19 protein-coding genes are annotated in these 19,929 nt (G+C 50.1%); 9 read left to right on the top strand and 10 right to left on the bottom strand.

The annotated features are described in order from the left end of the window. Positions 1-8: 8 nt before the first annotated feature. From mutL to PAEVO_RS04380, 9 genes are all read right to left on the bottom strand, one after another. Entirely contained in the window at positions 9-1,997 is a 1,989-nt protein-coding gene (gene mutL / locus PAEVO_RS04420) for a DNA mismatch repair endonuclease MutL (RefSeq protein ID WP_100536445.1), read from the bottom strand. A gap of 38 nt (positions 1,998-2,035) precedes the next feature. Continuing rightward, on the bottom strand, positions 2,036-4,804 hold the full coding sequence (gene mutS, locus PAEVO_RS04415; RefSeq protein ID WP_100536444.1) for a DNA mismatch repair protein MutS: 2,769 nt from the start codon (positions 4,802-4,804) through the stop codon (positions 2,036-2,038). A gap of 439 nt (positions 4,805-5,243) precedes the next feature. Continuing rightward, positions 5,244-6,494, bottom strand: coding sequence for a putative amidoligase domain-containing protein (locus PAEVO_RS04410; RefSeq protein ID WP_100536443.1), 1,251 nt, complete (start codon positions 6,492-6,494; stop codon positions 5,244-5,246). Between the two features lie 106 nt (positions 6,495-6,600). Beyond that, entirely contained in the window at positions 6,601-7,167 is a 567-nt protein-coding gene (locus tag PAEVO_RS04405) for an outer spore coat protein CotE (RefSeq protein WP_071218248.1), read from the bottom strand. Positions 7,168-7,295: 128 nt separating this feature from the next. Further along, positions 7,296-8,276: an aromatic acid exporter family protein gene (locus PAEVO_RS04400; RefSeq protein WP_100536442.1), complete on the bottom strand. Its 981-nt coding sequence runs from the start codon at positions 8,274-8,276 to the stop codon at positions 7,296-7,298. A gap of 136 nt (positions 8,277-8,412) precedes the next feature. Next, the gene (locus tag PAEVO_RS04395) at positions 8,413-9,246 is read right to left on the bottom strand and encodes an ABC transporter permease (RefSeq protein WP_100536441.1); all 834 of its coding nucleotides are present in this window, start codon (positions 9,244-9,246) and stop codon (positions 8,413-8,415) included. Positions 9,247-9,251: 5 nt separating this feature from the next. Beyond that, positions 9,252-10,025, bottom strand: coding sequence for an ABC transporter ATP-binding protein (locus PAEVO_RS04390; protein WP_100536440.1), 774 nt, complete (start codon positions 10,023-10,025; stop codon positions 9,252-9,254). Positions 10,026-10,066: 41 nt separating this feature from the next. Beyond that, positions 10,067-11,071, bottom strand: coding sequence for an ABC transporter substrate-binding protein (locus PAEVO_RS04385; protein ID WP_100536439.1), 1,005 nt, complete (start codon positions 11,069-11,071; stop codon positions 10,067-10,069). Positions 11,072-11,282: 211 nt separating this feature from the next. Continuing rightward, entirely contained in the window at positions 11,283-12,800 is a 1,518-nt protein-coding gene (locus PAEVO_RS04380; protein WP_100536438.1) for a carboxypeptidase M32, read from the bottom strand. 129 nt (positions 12,801-12,929) lie between these two features. On the opposite strand from PAEVO_RS04380, the gene PAEVO_RS04375 reads away from it, so the two are divergent. The 5 genes from PAEVO_RS04375 to PAEVO_RS04355 all read left to right on the top strand — a co-directional run bounded on the left by PAEVO_RS04375 (position 12,930) and on the right by PAEVO_RS04355 (position 15,434). After that, positions 12,930-13,259, top strand: a complete 330-nt coding sequence (locus PAEVO_RS04375) for an iron-sulfur cluster biosynthesis family protein (RefSeq protein WP_100536437.1) — start codon at positions 12,930-12,932, stop codon at positions 13,257-13,259. 40 nt (positions 13,260-13,299) lie between these two features. Next, complete coding sequence (locus PAEVO_RS04370; RefSeq protein WP_090911712.1) at positions 13,300-13,869, top strand: beta-class carbonic anhydrase; 570 nt, start codon at positions 13,300-13,302, stop codon at positions 13,867-13,869. Positions 13,870-14,073: 204 nt separating this feature from the next. Then, the gene (locus tag PAEVO_RS04365) at positions 14,074-14,652 is read left to right on the top strand and encodes a PadR family transcriptional regulator (RefSeq protein WP_100536436.1); all 579 of its coding nucleotides are present in this window, start codon (positions 14,074-14,076) and stop codon (positions 14,650-14,652) included. Between the two features lie 56 nt (positions 14,653-14,708). Further along, entirely contained in the window at positions 14,709-15,152 is a 444-nt protein-coding gene (locus tag PAEVO_RS04360; RefSeq protein ID WP_100536435.1) for a hypothetical protein, read from the top strand. 3 nt (positions 15,153-15,155) lie between these two features. Further along, positions 15,156-15,434, top strand: a complete 279-nt coding sequence (locus tag PAEVO_RS04355; RefSeq protein ID WP_036637522.1) for a YxcD family protein — start codon at positions 15,156-15,158, stop codon at positions 15,432-15,434. Between the two features lie 247 nt (positions 15,435-15,681). Here the strand turns inward: PAEVO_RS04355 and PAEVO_RS04350 are convergent, their stop codons facing one another. Next, a complete protein-coding gene (locus PAEVO_RS04350; protein WP_100536434.1) occupies positions 15,682-16,284 on the bottom strand; it encodes a TetR/AcrR family transcriptional regulator in 603 nt (200 codons plus the stop codon). A 169-nt stretch (positions 16,285-16,453) separates the two neighbouring features. Between PAEVO_RS04350 and PAEVO_RS04345 the strand changes: the two genes are divergently transcribed. From PAEVO_RS04345 to PAEVO_RS04330, 4 genes are all read left to right on the top strand, one after another. Beyond that, positions 16,454-17,011 (top strand): hypothetical protein, encoded by a 558-nt coding sequence (locus PAEVO_RS04345; protein ID WP_100536433.1) that lies wholly within the window; start codon positions 16,454-16,456, stop codon positions 17,009-17,011. Positions 17,012-17,070: 59 nt separating this feature from the next. Beyond that, positions 17,071-17,640 (top strand): GNAT family N-acetyltransferase, encoded by a 570-nt coding sequence (locus tag PAEVO_RS04340; RefSeq protein ID WP_243390622.1) that lies wholly within the window; start codon positions 17,071-17,073, stop codon positions 17,638-17,640. 41 nt (positions 17,641-17,681) lie between these two features. Beyond that, complete coding sequence (locus PAEVO_RS04335; protein ID WP_165789589.1) at positions 17,682-17,864, top strand: hypothetical protein; 183 nt, start codon at positions 17,682-17,684, stop codon at positions 17,862-17,864. 67 nt (positions 17,865-17,931) lie between these two features. Beyond that, positions 17,932-19,770 (top strand): UbiD family decarboxylase, encoded by a 1,839-nt coding sequence (locus tag PAEVO_RS04330; RefSeq protein WP_100536430.1) that lies wholly within the window; start codon positions 17,932-17,934, stop codon positions 19,768-19,770. Positions 19,771-19,929: the final 159 nt, after the last annotated feature.

Raw genomic sequence — 19,929 nt, 5'->3', positions numbered from 1 at the left:
CCTTGCTGTTACATCACGCGCTTAAACATTTTTTCCAAATCATAAGCTGAAAACGAAACCACAATCGGTCGTCCATGCGGACATGTGTATGGCTGCCGGCAGGCGCCTAAACGCTGAATCAGCGTCATCGCCTCCTGCTCCGTCAGCTTCTGATTGGCTTTAATGGAAGCCTTGCAGGAACACATGATCGACGAAGTTTCTCTCAGCTTGGCGATATCAATATTTCGTTCGCTCAGCACCCATTCCGCCATCTCCTCGATAATGGCCTTCTCGTCGCCCTTAGGGAACCAGAACGGATGAGAACGAACCAGGAAGGTATGGCCGCCAAAAAACTCCATATAAACGCCAACCTTCTCAAACCAGTGCAGCCGTTCCTTCACCTTCTCCGATTCCGATGGCGTGAATTCCAGCGTAATCGGCAGCAGCAGCTCCTGGGATGCATCTGCCGGGTTGCCAAACTGTTCGTAGTAATACTCGTAGTTAATCCGCTCATGCGCGGCATGCTGATCAATCAGGTACAGCCCGGTATCATTCTGCGCTATGAGATAGGTACCGTGATGCTGGCCGATGAGCGTTAGCTCCGGAAAAGGCGGAATCTCGGGAGCCGGTCCTGAGGCCGCCTGCAGCCACTCCTTCGTTACGGCAGGAATTCCGGCATTCCCTCTGGTCTCATTGCGGTAATCACTGCGGTAAGAAGAAGCTGCTGCCGTTTCACGCATTTGCGAGGTGGCAGCTGTACCTGCTGCTCCGTCCCCATAAGTGCGCTTGATATCCGACTCTGCCTGGGTGAAGATCTGCCCCACAGGCCATGTCGACGCAGACGGCACCTTGAGAGGCATGTTTCCACCAGTTGGAGGCTCGCCGCCGCTTCCTGGGATCACGATATCCCGTTCATTGCCGCTGCCGGTCGCCGAGGCATGGCCTTGCGCAGGAGAAAATTGCAGCTGTTCCTGGATATAGGCGTTGTCGCTTTTGCCAATATTTTGTTTGGCCGGACGTGGAATAAGGATTTCCTGCTGCAGCACCTTTCGAATCTCTTCCTCCACAAAAGCAAACAGCTCCTGCTCTTTACTAAACCGCACCTCCAGCTTGGATGGATGCACATTCACGTCGATCAACGAGGGGTGCATGGACAACTGAATAACAACAAGCGGAAACCGGTTGATCGGCAGCAGCGTATGATAACCTCTCAATATCGCCTGCATTAAGCCGTAGTTCCGGATGTACCTCCCATTAATGATGAGCGACATGCCGTTACGGTTTGCCCGGGTATAATCCGGGCGGCTGATATATCCGCTTAACGTATAATCCATATTCTCCGCTTCAAACGGCAGCATGGCTTTGGCCGATTGGGTACCGTATATGGCCGCAATGACCTGAAGGGCATCGCCGTTGCCCAGCGTCTGCAGCAGCGAGTTTCCATTGTGCCTGAGCGTAAAGGCAATATCCGGCCGGGAAAGGGCCAGACGATACATATAGTCGGATATGTGCCCCAGCTCCGTTTGGATCGTTTTCATATATTTCAGCCTTGCCGGCGTATTGAAGAACAATTCCTTTACGAGGAAATCCGTTCCTCTGGGTGCGGCCGTCTCTTCGTTCACCCGCAGATGACCGCCTTCGATTTCGATCACCCGTCCGCGGCCATCCTGAGCATTGGATGTAACCAGACGTACCTTGGATACGGCCGCAATGGATGGCAAGGCTTCGCCCCTGAATCCAAGGCTGGTGATTTGGAACAGATCGCGGCCTTCGACGATTTTGCTCGTTGCGTGGCGGTAAAAAGCCGTTTCGCAATCCTCCGGATCAATACCGGCGCCGTTATCCGTTACGCGAATGCTGTCCAGTCCGCCTTCTTCGACCGTTACGTCAATCTTGGTGCTCCCGGCATCAATGGCATTCTCAACCAGCTCCTTCACAACGGAGGCAGGCCGCTCCACCACCTCACCGGCAGCAATCTGGTTTGCAATATGCTCGTCCAAAATCCGAATAATCCCCATCGTTCCTACCTCCGTTTCATTTCATTCCCATGCTAACATCACATATCCTTCGCTTGAAGCTTCAGGTCATTCAGGAACTGCATGGCCTGAAGCGGTGTCATATTCATCACGTCCGCGCCCTTAACGGCATCAATGAGGCTCTTGACGGCAGGATCTTGAGACGCTTCCGGCGGCATGGAGTGCTGATCCTTACCAGGCTTAGCACTCGGTTCAGGCACTTCCTCCTCGCCAAAAATGGAAAGCTGCACCACGCCGCCCTTCTGGTCGGTGCCGCTCAAGCTTTCGGTATACGGCACCCTATCTTCACCAAACTCATGCACCGTTTCCGGTCCAATTCGTTTCTCATCGGAATGAGCTGCGGCAGCCGGCTGCTCGCGCTGCATCACAACCCCTTGCTCCGATGCCACCGCGGCCAGCGAAGCCATCTCCAGGCCCTGCAACAGTCCATAGGCACGGTCAATGATACTGCCGGGCAAGCCTGCCAATCTCGCACAGTAAATGCCGTAGCTGCTGTCGGCCGCGCCAGGGATCAGCTTGCGGAGGAAATGCACTTTGTCTCCGCTTTCCTGAACCGCCATGGAATAATTTTTGAGACCGCCAAGGCTTTCCTGAAGATGGGCAAGCTCATGGAAATGCGTCGATACCAATGCCTTGCAGCCGATGTGGTCATGCACATACTCAATCACGGCTTGCGCGATCGCCATGCCTTCACTCGTCGACGTACCGCGTCCCAGCTCATCAATGATGATCAGGCTGCGGGGCGTTGCTTTTTCCGTCATGACCTGAATATCCGCCATTTCCACCATGAAGGTGCTCTGGCCGCCGATCAGATCGTCAGCCGCCCCGATGCGGGTAAAGATACGGTCCACCAGCGGGATAACCGCGCGCTCTGCCGGAACAAAGCAGCCCATCTGGGCCAAAATCGATAACAAGGCCACCTGGCGCATGTACGTGCTTTTTCCAGCCATATTCGGACCGGTAATAAGCAGGATCGAGGAGCCTTCCTTGCGTAAATCCGTTCCGTTCGCGATAAACGATGAATCCTTCATGACGGCTTCCACGACAGGATGACGGCCGCCTTCAACGATATAATCATAACCTTCGCTCAGCTCCGGTTTCACGAACCGGTATTCCGCGCTGACCGCAGCCAACGATTGATAGACGTCAATCTCGGCAATCCGCTCAGCGAGCTTTTGCAGCCGGCTCACTTGGGTATTCAGCTTGTCCCTGAGCTCGGTAAAGAGGGCGTACTCCAAATCCACCATCTTCTCCTGCGCCTCCAGGATCAGACCTTCCTTCTCCTTCAGCTCGGGCGTGACATATCGCTCTGCATTCGCCAGTGTCTGTTTGCGTTCGTACCGGCCTTCCGGCAGGGATGACAGATTGGACTTGGTCACCTCGATATAATAACCGAACACCTTGTTGTAACCGATCTTCAGCGACTTGATCCCCGTAGCCGCGCGTTCCTTGGCTTCCAGCTCCGCGATCCAGCGTTTGCCGCTGGTGCTCGCTTCGCGAAACTCATCCAGCCGCTCGTGATAGCCCGGTTTGATGATGCCTCCGTCACGCACGGACACCGGCGGTTCATCGACAATCGCATGCTCAATCAGTTCACACAGATCGTCGCAAATATCCGTATCCGCAGCCACCCGGCGCAGCGTCTCGGAAGCCGACTGGGCACACAGCTCTTTCAGGGAAGGTATTTGTCTTAATGACAGCTTGAGCGCGTTCAAATCCCGTCCGTTCGCGCTGCCGAACGCAATCCGGCCGACCAACCGTTCCAGATCGTAAATCTCTTTCAGCGCCATCCGCAAATCTTCACGCAGTATGTACTGGTTATACAAATGCTCAACAGCCTCCAGCCGCTCTTCGATCCGGCTGCGGGACAGCAGCGGTTTATCGATTCTCCGCCGCAGGAGTCTGGCTCCCATCGAGGTTTCCGTGCGATCCAGAAGCCACAGGAGCGAACCTTTCTTCGAGCGCTCCCGAACCGTCTCAACCAGCTCCAGGTTGCGTCTGGTGAACGGATCCAGCACCATGTATTGTCCCGGTTCATAGGAAGCAATCTGTGTCAGCTGTCCCAGCGACCGCTTCTGCGTCTCGCTTAAATACGAGATCAGCAGGGATATGCAGGCTCTTCGCTCCTCTTCCAGGCGGGCCCATGCCGGTTCTCCGAATTGGGTGCGAACCAATGCGTCCTCCCTGCGATCCCATGCCGTATAGACGATGTTCCGGCTGCCTGGAAGCGCCTGAGATGAAATGATATCAAGAAGGGATGCGTCCCCAATGATCTCGGAGGGCTCATACAGGCCGATCTCATCCCGCAGCCATTCCTCCGAAGATGGGACCGACGTCACATAAAGCTCGCCGGTTGACAGATCGCATGCCGATAAAGACATTAAGCCGCCCGCTTCCGTGACACAAACCATGTAATTGTTCGATTTGTCCTGCACGACCTTGCCGTCCATGATGGTCCCCGGCGTGACGACCCGGACGATTTCCCGCCGCACCATGCCTTTGGTGACCGAAGCATCCTCCATCTGTTCGCAGATGGCAACTTTGTACCCTTTCTCAATCAACCGCTGAATATAACCCTCAGCGGAATGATAAGGCACTCCGCACATCGGTATTTTCTCTGCACCGCCGCCCTCACGGCCGGTCAGCGTAATCTCCAATTCCTTCGACGCGAGGATCGCATCATCAAAAAACATTTCGTAAAAATCGCCTAAGCGGAAAAAAAGAAACGCATCGCGCGCTTGTTCTTTGACCTTCAAATATTGTTCAATCATCGGCGTATATTTAGCCATGACGTACCTCCATTACCTTCTAGCTTGACCTCCATTATAACAGAAATTGACCGCAAGGCATCACGGTTTAACGTGCGCGTTCAAAAAGGTCGGTTTTCAGCACCGAAGCTTATGCTTCCGGTGTGCGTTTGTTCAAAACGCTTCAGTTGGATGAAGCTAGGGAGTGAGGAGCGGAGCGTACGTAGTTTGTACGTGAGCACCTGAAATGTTTCCGTAGGAAACATACTTCGGAAGCTACTACTTAGGCCCGGCTGAATTCAAGATTCGATGCCGAGTTGCTTCTTGATTCACTTCGTGTTAGATATAGAATTTATTAGTTATCAGCGGAGGCTGATGAAATTCTATATCGCAAGAAAACCTACTTCTGAATCGCGGTCGCTCAGCCTTGAATTTGCCTCGATTGGTTTTCTTATCAAAATCGGACTTTTTGAACAACCTCTTAAACGGGAATATTCCACAGCGGCCTGATATCTCTGCTTTCATCCCAGGCGCGCCCCGCCTCCATGTGTGCAAGAGCCAGTTCGATTTCACGAGCAAAGTCCGAATATTCCGGCAGTGCCGACAGATCCCTGTGCCAGCCTGCGATGCATTCTTTAAGCACGGACTTGTCGCCTTCGTAATAGGCGCGATGGTAACGTTCCGTATTGAAAGGTCTCGCCAGCAAACGGTCGCTGTATCGAGCTGCCAGATAGGCAACATACAGCGATACCTTCGCCACAAGCGGCGAAACGAGAAAGCTGGGAAGCGTACGGTATTCAAATCCGCCATACGGCTGCCTCCGAAAATCGCCCAGAAAACCATAACGGGGTCGGCGAAGACGCCCCTTGGGGTCTTCGAGCAGCGCCAGCGGCAGAGCCAGATAATTGTCAAGGGTCTGAAGAAGGGACAGGGAGAGCGGTACGCCGCTGAAATGTATATGGCCGCCTAGCGGGAAATCATCATAAGGCAGAGCTCCTGCCCTCCAGGTTAGTGAACGATCCGTAATCAGGCTCTGGGCTTGGCGTAAAGCTTTTTGCATTTCAATCATTAACGCCTTCGGATTCGCTCTCGGTAACGGCCTGAGCTCGGCAATGGGGTAAATGACCTCACCCCGAAAACGAACGGCGTCACTGCCGACCGATCCGCCACGCTCCATAAATTCGGATGCAAAAACAATGTCTCCGTTATCCTTCATCAGCACAAACTCGGGATCCATCCCCATAAGCAGCGGCGGAGTCAAATGGGACTCACCGTCTTCGTTAAACGCGTGAAAACCTGCCGCCTGCTGGCCTTTGGCACTCATAACGGTTTTATTCCGGCCCGCTTTCATGCGGACATTCTCGACTACATATCTTCGCCCGGGCCGGGCCGTGATGATGACCTCCCCTTCATCCGCACCCAGCGTATACAGCGACCTCAGGGCCGCTTTCTCCAATCTCCGATGCAGGCCATCCTCGTACCTCCCGTTCTCGGGGTCGGGCTCATACATCACTTCACTACCGCCGAGCTGGTAGGATCGGATCGAGGCTGCGGACAGCTGCTCGACATGAACCGCGTACCTGGCCGTGTAATGCTTTTCCTCAACTGAGCTCAAACCCAGAAGGCACGGTATCCCGGATCTGACCAGACGTGCTTGCGCGAGGAGCGCGGCCGCTCCCTTCAATGGTACATATTCTTTTACAGCAGCTGGTTTTACTTTATCATGAGCCATCTCCTAGTCCCCCTGTAAAAAAAATAAAAAAGAGGGCATCCGCCCTCCGCAAAGCTGCCCTCACTGCATATGCTAAGATTAGAATCACTCCTACAGGAGGGTTATCTTACAGTTCATCCTCCAGACCTTCGTAATCAAGGTCTTCATAATCATCGACTTCGTCTCCCAGGACGTAATCAAATTCTTTGTCTTCGTAGTCGCCGTGATGATGGCTGCATACTTTGACAACGACCTTGGTTTCCGCAATCAGCTCCACCGCGTACTCTCTCTCTACCCGCAGAATGACACTCGTGCCATTCGAGGATACGCTGGCCTCAACGCAGCTCGGCTCCTGTGTCGCTTCAGCCGACACTTCCACCGTCGATGCACGATGCTTCGGATCCAGATAAGAAAGAGGCACGCGTTCTACATACGATACCGTTTCTTTCGCCACATCGGTCTGTGAATTTTTGTCATAGGAATACCAGATGTTAACATCGTAAGTACCAATAACTTCAATTCCGTCTCCGGCGGCAACCGCCTCGTATTGATGGTTTATAATCCAAGCCCCCAAAATACTGGTCGGATTATTAGGCGGAGTCACGGTATGTGTTACGGTAGAGAATTTACGACCCTTGCCGCAGATCGCCTTCGTGATGATTTCTCTACATTGGTGTTTATGACTCAATGACATCTTCGAACCTCCTCCATACAATCATTCCATACATGTGTATGCAAGACATGGGCGAATGTTGAATGAAGTGGTCCAAATAAATTCATATGATGCTAAAAATATCAGATTTTTTTTCGCAAATCCCTGAGCTATACGGCCGAATCCGCGTGCTTCTGCGGTTTTTTCGCCGTGGGCGCCTTATACTTCTTCGAAATATTCAGATAGTATTCCAGTTCATGGCATAGCTGGAGAATGGCGGACCGGACCTCGAATTCTTCGCGGGTTGTCGGCAGCTCCATCTCCTTGAACCTGTCCTCCAGCTCAATCAGCAGTCCTTCGGACTTGCCCGTATATCCTTCGGCAACGACATCCTTGCTTAACTGATCGAATATTTCGGCCGTCAGCACGCCGTGCGGAAGCCGCTCGTACACCTGGGAGATCTGATGCATCATGCTCTGGATATTCTCCATCTGTTCCTTCCGCATATAAAAATATATGTTCCAGGAGCCGTCCGGATGAATCATCTGATTCTCGGAGGCCCGCTTCGCTTCCTCAATTCCTTTTTCAATCTGCCGGTTGGCCTCGATCAGCTCTTTACCGTCCCATATATGTTCGGGATCTCGAAGTGTAAGCGAGAAATGATGGAAAATGACAGAGAAGAGCCCGTCCACCTTCCGGCGGATCTCCATCATCGCTCCCTCGCTGTTTGGCATATAAACCAGATTCACAAGCATGGCCGATCCGAGACCGATAATCAACAGTTCAATTTGGGTGAGCAAAATGTCCACCCCGATCTCTTCGCCCTGAAACACCCGAAACACCACAACCGAGCTGGTTACAATGCCTTCCTTGAAGTTCGCCTTCGAAATCGCGGGGAATGCAAGCAATATGTATAAAGCCAGTACCCAATAATGAAAACCGAGAAAATAAAATAGCATACACGCCAGCACCAGGCCCAGCAATGAAGCGAACAATCTGGACGATATGGAGCGCACACTCCGTTTTCGTGTGACGTCAACGCCGAGTATAGCAAGAAGACCGGCGGACGTAGCCCCCGGTATGTTCAAGGCATCTGTAATTAAGATGGCAAGCAGGCTTGCCGCAGCCGTTTTGATGACACGAAATCCCATGTGATGAAGAGCCTCCAGGCGAGTTGATGATGATTATATATGTTTCCTTTGATGTGACCACATATATAAGGTATCTTCATCCTAGCTTATTTTTATGCCATAAACAACCATGCCTGGGGGCTGCAGACCAAGCCCATTAACGATGAGTCAGCAATTTCCTTTCTATATATACCACCATTTGATACATAGCTGTAGCCACTACAGCGATAATGAGCAGGCTCGACAGCACAAGCGTGAAATTGAATACCTGAAAGCCGTACATAATCAAGTAACCAAGACCCGATTTGGCGACCAGGAATTCGCCGACAATGACGCCGACCCACGCCATGCCCACGTTGACCTTGAGCGTTGACACGATCGCCGGATAGGACGCCGGCAAAATAACTCGCTGAAACACCTGGCGCTTGCTTCCGCCGAAGGTGCGGACGACCTTGATCAGATTGGAATCCACCTCATGAAAACTGTTGTAAACGACAAGCGTGGTCACAATGACCGTGATGGATAACGTAGTGACGACAATAGCGGTAAAACCCGCGCCAAACATCACGATAAATATGGGACCCAGCGCCACTTTCGGCATACTGTTGAACACAACCATATAAGGATCCAGAACTTTGTTGAGAAACGGTGACCACCAGATCAAAACGGCCAGCAGCGTGCCTACCAGCGTGCCGAGCAGAAATCCGACAACCGTCTCCCCTACCGTGATCCCCAAATGCCCCCATAACTCGCCGCTGATCATGTTCCCCCATATGTTGGCAAAGATTTTGGTGGGATAGCTGAAGAGCAGCACGTCAATCCATTTGAATCTGCCCGCCGCTTCCCACCAGATAAAGAATAACAGCAGCAAGCTAAGCTGAACGGTCAGCACGCGTGTGCGTATGCTTTTCTTTTGCTTCATATGTTTAACATAAATATCCTGGAGCCAGCCCTTCGAAGAAGAAGCAGAAGGCTCATCCCTTGATGTCATAGGCTTCACTCCTTCCCGATCGTTTGCATTTCGCCCCAGATCTCATGAAACAATTCGTTGAACCCTGGCTCCTTACGAGCAAAAAAAGGCTGTACCCGGCGTATGTTCTCGGGAATATTGAACATGCGATGAATCCTTCCCGGGTTGCGGTTCAATAGAATAACCCGGTCGCTCATCGCAATCGCTTCGGACAAATCATGGGTGACCAGGATGGCGGTCTTCCCCCGCTCCTTCAAGGTCTCCACAATCAGATCCTCAAGCTGCAGCTTCGTCTGATAATCCAGTGCGGAGAAAGGTTCATCCAGCAGCAGCAGCCCCGGGTCCGTCGCCAGGGTCCTTACGAGTGCAACCCGCTGTCTCATTCCGCCTGACAGCTGGGCCGGATAGAGATTGCCGCTCTCTCCGAGACCCATCTCCTTAAGCAAACTCTGGACGATACCTCGGCTTTCCGGATTCAATCTCTCCGTCAGTTCCAAGCCGATCAAGGCGTTATCCATAATGGTGCGCCAAGGAAACAAATAGTCCTGCTGCAGCATGTACCCGACCTCCGGCGACGGTCCGTTTACCGGTTTGCCGTTCACGTAGGCGGTTCCTTTGGATGGCTGCAGCAAGCCGGCAATGACAGACAAGATCGTTGTCTTGCCGCAGCCGCTGGGTCCAACCAGGCTGATGAACTCCCCTGGTTCCACTTTCAATTGAATTCCTTCCACAGCCAGAGAGGCTTCCCGATCCGTGACATATACGTGAGCGATATCGTTCAATTCAACTACCGGTACCATTGGTGCTCTCTCCTTTCGTTCTATGGATTAGGAGCACTTCATTATTTAGCTTGTTTTGCTTTCTCGGCAAAGCTGTTGTTGACGATCGTGTCAGGCGCTACCCGTTCTTTCAGCTCCCCGGCTTGCTCCATCACGTCAAGCAGATTGTTCCATTCCGCCTCGTCCACGATCGGATCGGTTGCATAGCTGCCTTGCTCTTTGTAGCGTTTAACGGAAGACACCACGATGTCGCGGTCGCTATCCTTAAAATAAGGCATAATCGCATCCGCGATATCTTCCGGGCTGTTCGCATCCACCCACTGCTGTGCCTTGTAAAGGGCATTCGTAAACTTCTGCACCGTTGCATCGTTTTTGTTGATGTAGCTCTGCTTCGTCATGAATACGGTATATGGCAGACGTCCGCTTTCTACGCCAAAGGAAGCGACCACCTTGCCTCGGCCTTCTTTTTCAAATATGGAGGCCTGCGGCTCAAAAAGCTGAACAAATTCACCGGTACCGGAAGCATAGGCAGAGGCGATATTCGCAAAATCGATATTCTGAATCAGCTCCAGGTCCGCGTGCGGATCGATCCCTTTTTTATTCAAGGTAAACTCGCCTGCCATCTGCGGCATTCCGCCTTTACGCTGTCCGAGGAATACTTTACCCTTCAGGTTGTTCCAGTCAAAAGCACCCGATCCGTCTCTGGCCATTAGAAATGTCCCGTCCGTCTGCGTCACCTGTCCGAAGTTAATGACCGGATCTTCAGAGCCCTGTTGATACACATAAATCGAAGTTTCCGAGCCGACGAGTGCCACATCGATGGCCCCCGACAGCAGGGCCGTCATCGTTTTGTCTCCGCCAGGAGTCGTCTGCAGCTCGACATCTAGACCTTCTTCCTTGAAAAATCCCTTTTCCAATGCGACATACTGCGGCGCATAGAAGATCGAGCGAGTCACTTCGCCAATCTTGACCTTCGTAGCCGATCCGCCGCCACCGCACCCGGCAAGCGCCACTCCGCAAACAAGCAGCATGGTTAGTGCCAGCCCCCACCATTTTTGACGCTTCATCGTAACCCTCCATTCCCATTGACCCTTTGTTTCTTTTCAGCATATGCATGTGCCTGCCCAAAGGTTAAACGTCTGATAGAGTATGCCGGCGGATGGTGATGGGCACTATGGATATTTGGAAGGAAATAACATCTGCCTGTGGAAGCCTTCGAAGGTGATACTGTGTTAATGCAAAAAAACGCAGCCCCTTGGGCTGCGTTTATCGTGATGCTTAAAGTTTGTAAATCTCTTTATACTTCTCTTCGAGATAGTCGGCCAGATAGTCCGGATTCAGTTCTTCTCCGGTGACACGGACGATGATCTCGGACGGCTTCTCGCTTTTTCCGTACTTGTAAACCTTGTCCGTCAGCCATTCCTTAATCGGAGCCAGGTTCCCTTCTTCGATGAGCTGGTCGAGGTTCGGCAGTTCTTTGCGCATCGTATGAAGGAACTGAGCCGCATACATGTTGCCAAGGGAATACGAAGCGAAATATCCGAAATCGCCCCCGGACCAGTGAACATCCTGCAGAACCCCCATTCCGTCGTTCGGCGGCATAATGCCAAGGTATTCTTTATACTTCGCGTTCCAGGTCTCCGGAAGATCCTTCACCGCCAACCCTTCGTTAAAGAGCATTTTCTCGATCTCATAACGAATGATGATGTGCAGATTATAAGTTAGTTCATCCGCCTCAATTCGAATCAGAGAGTTCTCTACCTTGTTCGCGGCCAAATAGAAATCCTCGATGTCCACGTCCTTCAATTGTTCGGGGAAGTGCTGCTGCAGATCCGCGAAATAACGGCGCCAGAACGGACGGCTGCGGCCAATCATATTTTCCCACAGACGGGATTGAGATTCATGGATGCCCATTGAGGTACCGCCGGAGAGCGGCGTACCTGCAAGCTCCTTATCGATATTTTGCTCGTAAAGGGCATGCCCCCCCTCATGCAAAGAGCTGAATACCGCACTTAGCACATCATCGGGAAGATACATGGTCGTGATGCGCACGTCACCCGGGTTCAAGCCCGTCGCAAATGGATGCACGCTCTCGTCCAAACGTCCCGCTTCAAAGTCGTAGCCCATTTGCTCCAGCAGGAACAAGCTGAATTTCTCCTGCTGCTCTTTCGGGAACAGCTGTTTCAAAAAGTCCGTTTTCGGCTTGAAGGGCGAATTCTGGATCGCATGAACTAGCGGTACCAGACGTGCTTTCAGGCGTTCGAAGATGGCATCCACCTTTTCCACCGTTAAATCCGGCTCATACATATCAAGGAGTGTGTCGTATCTGGTGTTTTTCACGCCCCAATATTCAATAAACTCTTGCTTGAACGCAACAATCTTCGTTAAGTAAGGTTCGAAACCTTCAAAATCGCTGTTCTGCTTCGCTTCCTCCCACTTCGTCTCCGATTGGGCGGCAAGAATGGAATACTCCTGGAAGCGTTCAGGCGGGATGGATTTGCTCTGATCGTACACCTTGCGTGCTTCGGCAATCATGCGGCGTTTGCGGTCATCGAGCTGTTCTGCCTGTTTCGGCTCCGTAAAAAACGATAACAGCTGTCCCATTTCTTCCGATATTTGCAGTTTAAATGCTTCTGTGGATAGAACCCCGATCGTTTCCGAACGAATTTCGGTTCCCTTGCGTGGAGCACCGGTCCGTAAATCCCAATGAAGTAGGCCAATAGCTTCGTAATAACTCATGATTTTGCGAACCAATCGATCAAATTGTTCCCATTGTGGTAAATGTTGTACTGCCATTCCGGCACACCTTCTTTTTTTTATAATAGGATTCTTCTATACTCTATTGATGATACTTTTTACAAGGTATATAATCAACTTCCAGAAAGAATAAATAATAATATACATATAAAGGAGTGTCAGGATGCCGTGAAAATTCAACTCACCCCGCAAGCAGAGCTGAAGCTGAAGGACAAGCTCGGGGACAAACCGGGCGCAATCAGGCTGATCTATGACACGGAGGGATGCGGATGTGCCGTCAACGGCTTCCCAGGCCTGCGTATTGTAGATGAGCCGACGACGGAAGATATCGCTGTCGAGACAGGCAGCCCGGTGCCGTTTATCATGAACCGCAAGCAGGCCGTTTTTTTCGAAGAGAAGATGAGGCTCGACGCCGATCCAGCCACTTACTCCTTTCGCCTGGACAGCAGCGGACAGAACTACGGTACCAACATTCAAGTATTAGATGCCAGAGCATAAGAACAACAAATAAACAATAGATACAAAGGAGAGAAAATCGATGGAAAAACACCTTAACAGCATTCTGGAACACAATCGCAGCTTTGTAGAGAATAAAGAGTACGAATCCTACCTGACAGGGCGTTTTCCTGAGAAGAAACTCGTCATTATCACTTGTATGGATACACGTTTGGTCGAGCTGCTCCCTAAAGCGATGAATTTCAAAAATGGCGATGTTAAAATCATTAAAAACGCCGGCGCGATCATTTCACAGCCCTTCGGAAGTGTTATGCGAAGCGTCATGGTCGCACTGTACGAACTGCACGCCGAAGAAGTCATCGTTGTGGGACACTACGAATGCGGCATGGCTTCCCTGAACGCCGAGGACATGATCCAGCATATGAGAGACCGCGGCATATCCGATGAAGTGTTATCCACGCTGGAAAACTCCGGCATCCGGTTATCCAAATGGCTTCGCGGATTCGATAACATTACGGACGGTGTAAAAAATACCGTAAACCTGATCAAAAACCACCCACTTCTTCCTCCAAACGTACCCGTTCATGGCATGGTCATCGACCCCAACACCGGCGCGCTTGATCTGGTCGTTGAAGGTTACGAGAACGAATAATTCAACCAAAGTCAAATGGAAGCACAAACGCTTAAGCGTTTGTGCTTTTTTAGTCACAATTTTGCCAAATGCGGAGAGAAAGCCCCCTCCCCCGGTTGTCAAACCATACAGTTTCAGTGTACACTTTTTATCAACCGGACCGATAGGCGGATTATCATCCCTGCCTTAGCGTCCACGATATGCGTTTCAAAGGGAGTTATGTCCATGAATACGTTGTCATACGGCTTGTTAGGATTACTAGCAAGAAGAGAATCATCGGGATACGATTTGATGCTTCGAATACAGCCTTTTTGGCAAGCCAAACACAGTCAGATCTATCCACTGCTGTCCAGCATGGAGGAGAAACAGCTATTGTCCTCGCACTGGGTCCAGCAAAGTGATAAACCGGACAAGAAAATCTATGCGATTACAGAAAAAGGCATGCAGAAGCTGCGTGAATGGATGTATCAACCCATCGCGCCTGCAGTCACCAAGGATGAACTTTCTCTTCGAACCTTTTGCCTGTGGCTAACGGAGATCGGCATCGCCGTCGATATTTTCGAGGACCGCAGAATCGGGTATCTGGAGAAAAAACGTTATTATGAGCAGATATTAGAGGGAATTCCGGAGGATACCCGCGAGATTGGAAGCAAGGCTTTCAGCAATTATGTACTCGCTACAAAAGGGTTGATGATGGCTGAAACCGAGCTGAAGTGGTGTGATTGGGTACTGGAATTACTGAGACGGCAGCAGCATACAACAGCCTCAAAACATGGTCGCACAAATTTTGAAACCTTATCGTGACTCGTCCGTATTACTCTTTATTACTCTAAATTTACTGGGAGGTTCGACAGAACACGATGAAAAAAGTATTGACTATTCTTGTAGCGATTACACTGTTCTTTGTAGCGCTGACGCCTGATTCCGCAGATGCCCGCAGAGGTGGCGGAGGTTTCAAATCCGGCACCAAGTCATACAACAGCACTCCGAAAAAGGATACTAATAATGTTCAACAAACGAACAACCGTTCCAATACGACAGGAGCAGCCGGCAGCACAAAAAAACCAGGATTTTTTAGCGGCGGCAGCTTGATGAAAGGACTTATGATCGGTGGTCTGGCTGGTTTGCTCTTCGGCAGCATGTTCGCCGGCATGGGCTTCATGGGCGAAATCATGGGATTGCTCATTAACCTGATCGCAATCTGGGCTTTGATTATGATCGTTATGGCTGTTGTACGTGCCGTGAAGAATCGTCGTAAACAAAACGAACCTCGCGACAACAACAATAACAATAATCGGTACTAATCCATGGTTCTGAGCATGGATGAAATCGTCAATGCGGTCTGCCTTCATCAGGCGGAACGTAGAGGCGTTAAACCAACCGATGTATCGCTTGAGCTTAGCTGGGACGAAGATACCGGATATACAGCCGAAGTATGGGTCAGCGGAAGAACGCAATATTTGATTGAGGCTAACCTCATCGAAGCTATTCTCCGTTACCTGCACTCCGAGTACAATATCCGCGCTTACAGCGAACAAGTACGACTTGAGCTGGAAGACGAAATTATCGCAATCGTTCAGCAATAATGTTATGAATTGATAAAGCAGCCGCTTCGCTACTATGCGAAGCGGCTGCTTTTTGATTACAAACAATAGGATCAGTTCGTACACCGCACCAGCTTCAGAAGAACCTAAATAAAAGAAATAAGCCTTCCATAATGAAGGCTTATTTCTCACTAGGTACGCTTATATCATTTCTCTACCAATACTTCATTCAAGAAATTCCCCGTTTAGAAGCACTTCCCGAAACAGCTCATCATGATATAAAACCATATCAACGGCCTTCATGTTTTTGACCGGCTAAGCCGTAAAAGAAAAGCTCCAACAAGGTTTCCATGCTGCCATTGCCATATTCCTGGTTCCCCGAATCCCAGCGTCGCCCCAGCTCATTCATGAACATCGAGAAGTACAGCATCGCGACCTCTTCGGTTTGGTTCTTATGTATATAACCTTCTTGTTTCCCAAGCGCGACAAATCTCATGAAAAAACCTTTTACCTTCTCCTCGCTATACTGTTGGATCGTCTGACTAATGCCACGCTCCTCGGAGGTTTGGAATTTCCCGAACTCTTCCGACAAAAAGGTCAGATTCTTAGCCTCCAGCTGCATGATTTCTCGGGTCTTCTCGGCAAAAGAGCGCGTGGAATCTAAAATGCGCTCATACACCTCCAACTGCTTGTCCATCCAATCCTTGATCATTTCCATATAGAGCTGGTCTTTGGTTCCAAAATAGTTATATATCGTCGCAGGTGACACGCCTGCCTGTTGGGCGATTTCGTTAACGCTAACCTTTTGGTAACCGTGCCTTGAAAATAGCTGGAAAGCGGCGTCGAAGACTTGTTCGATTTTTTTGTGCTTTCTTCGTTCGTACCCGTTCATGTATTCTTCACCTCAAGTGAAGTATATATCAAGTTTTAGAGCAACTCAATACTTTCACTATAAAACAATTGACAACCACCTACTCGAAGTTATATTGTTTTTGTAGTAATTCAATTTAATTACTACATAATATCAATTTAAATTAGAAAAGAAATGAGTGTGTTATGTAATGAAAATCGTAAAGATTCCTTCGATTCTGCATGATGTTTTTGGTGAAAAGCAGTCCGTTGGCTCTATTCTGGTCATACTGCTCTTCGGTGGACTTCTAACCATCGCGATGGGCCTCATTTATCCTGAAATCACAAGCTCTTTGCCTTTATGGCGCAGTACCCTTGCCTTATTGCTCATCTTCGATATATTTGCCGGCTGCATTGCCAATTTCACAATCTCAACCAGTAATTTCTACGCGTCCCGAAAAACGAATCGCACAGTGTTCATTGCGATACACGTTCATATCATCATGATTGCGCTTCTCTTGAATACCGATATTGAGTATGCCGTAGGTATATGGGCATATACAATCGCTGGAGCTGTGATCGTAAATGCGCTGATCGGGAAATCATCGCAGCGTTTTATAGGAGGCTTGCTCCTGTCGATCGGCATAGGAGGTACGTTCTTGCTGTCCAACATCCAGCCCTACATGTTATTGGCCGGCACCCTGTTTATGCTGAAAGTATTGTTCAGCTTTGCTGTCGATCATTATGGCGAAGCTGTAGAGAAAGCATGAACACTTCATGCAGAGTATCCAAGCTGACCAAATCGGATAAACTCTTATTTTCATCCATTATGAGCCTGGCATTTGCCCGGGATCCCTTGTTTCTGCATGCATTTGGCGATCCAGAACTCGATCGTAAATCAAGAAGCAGAGCGGCCGCATTTGTCTCCTTCATGTTTGATAAAAGCTTTCTGCTGAATGAAGATATATGGGGCTATTTTGAAAACGAAATCTTGCTCGGTACCTTTATTGTAGAGAAACCAGGCATAAGCAAGCTTAAGCGTTTTAAGGGCGCTTTTTTGCTGATTGGAAGGCTCTTGCCTTTGTTATTCCAACTACCAGTCAAAACATTGGGGTTCCTCAATTCCTATATGGAAATTACGAGATCGGCTGCACCTTCTTCTCCACACCATTATCTCATTATGATCGGAGTGAATCCGGAGGTCCAAGGCAGGGGAATTGGAACAGCAATGCTGCTGCACCTGCTCCAAGTGGTTCATGCGGATAACAAGTCACATGGAATCGCGCTCGATATGGAAAATAAGGGGAATGTAAATTTGTATCAAAGGTGGGGATTTGCTTTAAGGCATGAAGAGAATATCAACGACCTGACCGTGTATTGCATGTTCTATCAGAAATAGCTCTCCGATATGCTATGATCTGCGATTGTGGTGGTAGTAAGATGATGCATCGTAACGGCACGAGGTTGCAGGATCATATCCCGGCAGCGCTGAAAAGGCTCGGGCTGCCGGCGAATACGTTCGATGGCGCAAACCCGATCGCCTTGTCCTTTGCTTCATGCTTTGGACAGGGCGATTTTTTTTATGCTGGAGCCATTCTTCCCGTCTATATTAGGTGTCATTGACCTGTGCTGTGAGATTGTCGATAATAGTAGAATAAGTTCACTATCTTCAAGGGATTGGAGCTATGTAATGAAATATCATAATCTGGAAGAATGCATTATGGATCTGGAGAAACACGGGCATTTGGTTCGTATACATGAAGAGGTTGATCCTCATTTGGAAATGGCAGCCATACATATGAAGGTATATGCCGCAGGCGGCCCGGCGCTGCTATTTGAAAACGTTAAAGGTTCAAGATTCCGCGCGGTATCCAACCTGTTCGGTACGATCGAGCGCAGCAAATTCATTTTTCGGGAAACCTTCGAATCCACGCAAGACGTGATCGCGCTGCGCAACGATCCGATGAAGGCACTCAAAAATCCGTTCAAGTATATCGGGACGGGATTGGCAGCTAAAACCGCATTACCTATCAAAAAAACGGGGACTGTCCCACCTGGCTTTCAGGAAATCCAAATTTCCGATATGCCGCTAATTAAGCACTGGAAGGAAGATGGGGGTGCTTTTGTCACCCTGCCTCAGGTCTATTCGGAAGATCCGGAGAAGCCAGGTGTCATGAATTCCAATCTGGGCATGTACCGGGTGCAGCTCACAGGCAACGAATATGAAATGAACAAGGAAGTCGGCATCCATTACCAAATCCACCGGGGCATCGGCATCCATCAAGCGAAGGCCAATAAATTGGGGCAGCCGCTTAAAGTAAGCTGTTTCATCGGGGGTCCCCCTGCGCATACGATTTCAGCGGTTATGCCGCTGCCGGAAGGCATGAGCGAGCTAACCTTTGCCGGCTTGCTGTCCGGACGCCATTTCCGGTACAGCTATGTTGACGGCTACTGCATTAGCCACGATGCGGATTTCGTCATTACTGGGGAAATCCATCCGGGTGAAACCAAGCCGGAAGGTCCCTTTGGCGATCATCTGGGCTATTACAGCCTTGTCCATCCGTTTCCTGTCATGCGAGTGCACAAGGTCTACGCCAAACAACAGGCCATCTATCCATTTACGGTCGTGGGAAGACCTCCGCAGGAGGATACGTCCTTCGGCGAACTGATTCATGAGCTCACCGGCGGGGCCATCCGGCAAGAAATCCCGGGTGTCAAAGAGGTTCATGCGGTGGACGCTGCTGGGGTTCACCCCTTGCTCTTTGCCATCGGCAGCGAACGATATACCCCTTATCAACAAGTGAAACAGCCGGCTGAGCTTCTCACGATTGCCAATCGGATATTGGGCACGGGCCAATTGAGTTTAGCCAAGTATCTGTTCATAGCGGCTGAGGAGAACCAAACCTTAGACACGCATCAGATCGAGGATTTTATGTCCTATATATTGGAACGTATCGACCTGCACCGGGATATCCATTTTCAGACCAATACCACGATCGATACACTCGATTATTCAGGCACCGGACTCAACACCGGCAGCAAGGTCGTATTTGCGGCGGTCGGGGATAAAAAAAGGGATTTGTGCCAAGAGGTGCCTGAAGCCTTGAAGGATCTGCCCGGGTACTCGCCAGCGAAATGGATCATGCCCGGCATTGTCGCGATCCAGGGAGCCCCTTTTACGAGTTATGCCGAAGTACGGCAGGAAATGGAGCATCTAAACGAGGCGATCCGTGCGAGAGGTGCCCTCTCTTCCTGTCCAATGATCATTCTGTGTGATGACAGTGAATTCATGAGTGCGACGGTGAATAATTTTCTGTGGGCAACCTTTACGCGCAGCAATCCTTCCCATGACATTCACGGTGTGAACAGCCGCTATGAGCACAAGCACTGGGGTTGTGATACGGTCATTATCGATGCCCGTACGAAACCTCATCAGGCCCCGCCATTAATACCGGATGAAGAGGTTGAACGCAGCATCAAGCGTTTATTTACGGATGGAGGCAGTTTAAGTCGTATTCCGATACGATAAAGTAAAGGATGACCGCGGGCGTTATTTCAGAAATGAATGAAATTTATAAGGGCTGGTCTTTAGTCAATGCGACTATGGGATCAGCCCTTATATATCTTCATAGGAACCACGATGATGCAAAAAGAGCGGAGGTTGGGATTCAACTTCAAGTGCCATTCG

This window comes from Paenibacillus sp. GM2FR, assembly GCF_002803325.1.
In the GTDB taxonomy this organism is placed as follows: Bacteria; Bacillota; Bacilli; order Paenibacillales; family Paenibacillaceae; genus Paenibacillus_AQ; species Paenibacillus_AQ lautus.
Note: the sequence above shows the minus strand (reverse complement) of the source record. Positions and strands in the feature narration are given on the sequence as shown.